Origin of the sequence: Roseburia sp. AM23-20, assembly GCF_003470905.1 — a bacterium.
GTDB classification, from domain to species: domain Bacteria; phylum Bacillota; class Clostridia; order Lachnospirales; family Lachnospiraceae; genus Roseburia; species Roseburia rectibacter.
The window spans coordinates 1-3,108 of the sequence record NZ_QRHS01000058.1; the positions used below are offsets into that span (position 1 = coordinate 1).

The 3,108-nt window shown below is 36.7% G+C and carries 2 protein-coding genes and 2 pseudogenes; all 4 read right to left on the reverse strand.

What is annotated here, in order from left to right; translation table 11 throughout:
* A pseudogene (locus DW650_RS19185) lies at positions 1-272 on the reverse strand (hypothetical protein); the annotation flags it as partial.
* A 142-nt stretch (positions 273-414) separates the two neighbouring features.
* The gene (locus DW650_RS19835; protein WP_009860917.1) at positions 415-561 is read right to left on the reverse strand and encodes a hypothetical protein; all 147 of its coding nucleotides are present in this window, start codon (positions 559-561) and stop codon (positions 415-417) included.
* Positions 562-669: 108 nt separating this feature from the next.
* Positions 670-1,566 carry a DUF7919 family protein gene (locus DW650_RS19190; RefSeq protein ID WP_009860918.1) on the reverse strand — a complete coding sequence of 299 codons (897 nt, stop codon included), beginning with the start codon at positions 1,564-1,566 and terminating at the stop codon, positions 670-672.
* Between the two features lie 88 nt (positions 1,567-1,654).
* Positions 1,655-3,108: pseudogene (locus DW650_RS19195) on the reverse strand (hypothetical protein); the annotation flags it as partial.

Sequence of the window (3,108 nt, forward strand, 5' to 3'; positions counted from 1 at the left end):
GCAATCCTGTATCCTCTTTCTTCTTTGATTTCCACCTTTTCCGGATATCCGCTGAACAACGCTCCCGCAGTATTCCCCTGCCCCAAAAGCTGTATGGGTGCATTCATGCTGTTTATGCCTATCTCATTTTCTGACAACAGAAGTCGAAAGTTTCCTCTGGCATGTTCCCCTGGAACCTCCCATGTCTGAAAATCAAGGATCTTTTCCATGGCAAAGGAACTGATAAATTTTAAATCGGAATATTCAATTCTCCTTTGTAATCCTTCTGCCATAAGCCTCTCCTATTCTTCCTGACCTAACGAAGCAGGTAAAATATATTAGTATGAGTACCAAGGTCTTACTTCATAAATTGATATTGCTTGGGTCAAATCTTTCATCTTATATGCGTCCCCTTCCGCAATAAAAACACTTTGTCTACCAATTTACCCTCGCTTTGATATAATTTACATTACATAATTTCTCAATCGCTTTAATTTCATTTTTACTACAATCACCATTTTTTCTTATAATATAAACTTCATAAACTGTTCCATCACGTAACATTGGAATATCAGTTGTCACTGGTTCTCCAAACTTATAAACATATCAAAAAATTATTATTCTCTTACGAACTTAAACCTGAAAAACAACTATTATCAATTTTTTTGAATTTATATTAACATCAATAGATCATACTAAATACTTCTTAACTATATTTATTATTTTTTCATTTTTCGTTCTTTCAGCAATATCTAAAACACTACAATTTCTTACATATTCGTTTGAATAAGTTACTATCAAATTCCTGTAATTTTTCATAAGTTCCTCTACAAGAAAGGCATTTGAAAAACGAATCGCACTAACTAAAGGATTATCTTTCATCTCTCTACTGTTAATAACAATACCTTCATCTATTAATTTTTTTGCAATTATATTGTTGTTCTTTTTTATTGCCGTCATAAGTTCCAAACCGTCAAAAGCATTAATATCTATACCATTTTCAATAAGCCAAAGTGCTTCCTTTTCTTTCCCTTCTGTGATTGTATAATTAAGTAACGAACCTTTAGGGACAACTATATTTATCAAATCGTTATTCAAAATATAATCTTTAAAGCCTTCAAAATCTCCTGCCAATTCCAATACCTTAACTATTTTTTTTAAATTTTCTTCGTTTTCTCCCCAAAAGTTTTTTTCCGAATAATTTAAATAAAATTCCTGATATTCTTCAGAATCAAAAGTCGGTCCTGTTAAAACTGCATCGACAAATTCTATTGGCGGTATATATTTTCCATTTAATATATCATCTATAATAACATTTGGCGCCGCATATCTTATTTTCTTTTTTAAATCAATGATGCGTATTTCTCCAAACCCTTTTACATACTTTTTCCCATCAATCTCTGTTTCACGACATACACCATTCAAATCGCTATTTAATGGATTCTCACAATATAAAGTCAGCTTTTCTATGAATATTGAATCAAATGTCTCTTTACTTTCCACTGTACTATCAAAATTTACATTCCACCCAATATTGTATGCATTTTCAAAATGTTGATAACAATACTTTGTCATATCAGAATTCATTATTCTCTCTCCTCGTATACAAATCAGATATTTATATAATTTAACATAAAATAGCACTCACCAAAAGAAAAGTATCTATCATTTCGCGTTATAAGCAACCAAGTGCTTCTAATAATAATTTGCTTCTTTCGCTAAAACACCAACCACATATTGTAATGTCACTTGATTTTATAACTGATTTCAATTCTTCTGAGCTCAATTTACTTACATCGTATATTTTTATATTTAGTGAATCCCCCCATACTTTTAAATCTTCGTTCAATAATTGTTTTCCCGAAACACCATTATACTCGCTCAGTAATGATCCATCTGGTCCTCCATGCATACCAGAAACTATTGAAATATCTCCAGAAGATTGATTTACAATTTCCGCAAATTGACTTTGCCTTATATTCCCTGTCGAAACATATACACTTTGATTACCACCAACTTCTACCTTATAAAATGTAGGTTCATTATAAAATCTTGCATCCTCTATAGCTGCCAAATTTTCAATGTCATAAAAATCAGATATGCAAGAAACCTCATTTCCGTTCATATCAAATGAATACTGACCACGATATGCCGTTTTTTTACCAGTCCTTAGTTCATCTATGCCTTTAAATACAAAGTGTATTGCCACACCAGTAAGGAAATCTGCCCCCATCTGTTTCCAGTCAAACGCATACGCTAGTTTCTCCTCTATAGACATGTTGGAATCAACAAGCGCATACATTCCTCTAGTCAGTACGCCACTTCCAAGATCTACCAGCCCTTCTCCAACCCAATTTAATGCTGGAAATGCCGCACCAATTGCGCCAGTAATAGCCCCAGTAACCATGGAAATCACCATATCTCTAGTTGCTTCTCCCAGACTTCTGACATTTCCACTGGAGTAATCATTCACCGCTCCTACAACTGATGCTGAAATTGCTCCCATTCCTGCACCAAACAATGCACCCGCAGCAACTGTTCCTATCCCCGGCAAAAATACAGCTAAAGCTATGCAGGCAGCTCCTACAGCAAGCCCCATGACAAGATTTCTTGCAAATCCTCCCCAGTCAAATTCACCCTCCTGAGGTGCGTCCTCAAACGGATCATACTTTTGATATACTGTCCCCGCCAGGCCTGTCATCTTCCCCAGCATGTCCACACTGCCATTCACACAAAGACTGGACGCCCCTTCTGAATACAGTGCCATAATATCCGACATTCCCTGCATCGCAATCCCGGTCATACTCTCCAACCGGATTCCTTCCTTTGCCATCAGGACCAGTCCGCCATTACTTTCTATGGTAGTCCCTGTTTCATCCTCAAAGGTAATCTTTCCTGTCTCCCCGCCATCTAATCCCATTCGCTGCGGATACAGATCCATTCCTTTTCCGTGCTCTGACCGGAAACTTTTTTTCTCGGGACTTCCCGTCCCCTCACAGGTGCTTCCATTAGTACGGATACACCCTGTCGCTATTCCCTGCGCCTCATCTCCATTTCCTATATATAATGCTGTTTTTGTTCCCTTCTGCGGCATACAGTACATCAGGTTTCCCGTCGCCGGGGCAAATC

Coding starts and splice junctions, on each gene's coding strand:
- DW650_RS19190 (WP_009860918.1), bottom strand. CDS start 1,566: ATGAATTCTGATATGACAAAGTATTGTTATCAACATTTTGAAAATGCA.